We start from the raw sequence: 639 nt of genomic DNA, 5'->3' as shown, positions 1-639 counted from the left end.
TGCTTTCAGCTACAATTTTGCAATAGCGACATTCGGCGGAACTTCACCTATTATTTCTCGTTGGCTTGTAGAGCGCACAGGCTTATTTTATGCTCCAGCTTTTTATATTATGATCATTGCTGCCGTATTTTTAGTGATTATGTATATGATGAGGAAAGTAATTAAATCGTTGCTTAATAATTATGAACATAGAAAATAAAGAAATAACAAGTAGTTGGTTTACTAATTTACGTGATTTATTGTGCAAAGAATTTCCCGTCTAGCTCTGCTCCTGGAATTTCGCTGCGGAATTCGGGAGAAAATCCACCGAATACGGTAGATATATTAACCCCAACTTTTTCAAATACTTCTCCTTTCATGAGAGACATGACACCGCCACCACCGCCGTTACGTTGCCAGCTTGAGCGTACAAACTTAGCTGGTTTTAAACCTTTGGTTTGTACATATTCTTCTTCGATTTTTTCAAATTCTTTGCACACTAAATCACGTAAATTAGTAAACCAATTACTTGTTATTTCTTTATTTGTTATGTACATAAGTATATAGAAACGAATGAATGACTGTCCTCTTCATATACTTATTCACTAAAACTACACCAGGACTGCTCTGACTATAAAAACCTGAAGCGAAAGATAAGCG

Annotated in this window: 2 pseudogenes; one reads left to right on the top strand and one right to left on the bottom strand. The window is 35.7% G+C overall.

Features of this window, described 5'->3' with window-relative positions:
• A pseudogene (locus tag O6R16_RS08050) lies at positions 1 to 199 on the top strand (MFS transporter); the annotation flags it as partial.
• A 43-nt stretch (positions 200 to 242) separates the two neighbouring features.
• On the opposite strand, the pseudogene O6R16_RS08045 reads toward O6R16_RS08050, so the two are convergent.
• Positions 243 to 536 (bottom strand): annotated as a pseudogene (locus O6R16_RS08045) (coproporphyrinogen III oxidase); the annotation flags it as partial.
• Positions 537 to 639: the final 103 nt, after the last annotated feature.

This window comes from Candidatus Rickettsia tasmaniensis (genome assembly GCF_036857515.1).
Lineage (GTDB): Bacteria > Pseudomonadota > Alphaproteobacteria > Rickettsiales > Rickettsiaceae > Rickettsia > Rickettsia rickettsii.
The sequence above is the reverse complement of the archived record's forward strand: the minus strand, read 5'-3'. Positions and strand labels throughout refer to the sequence as shown.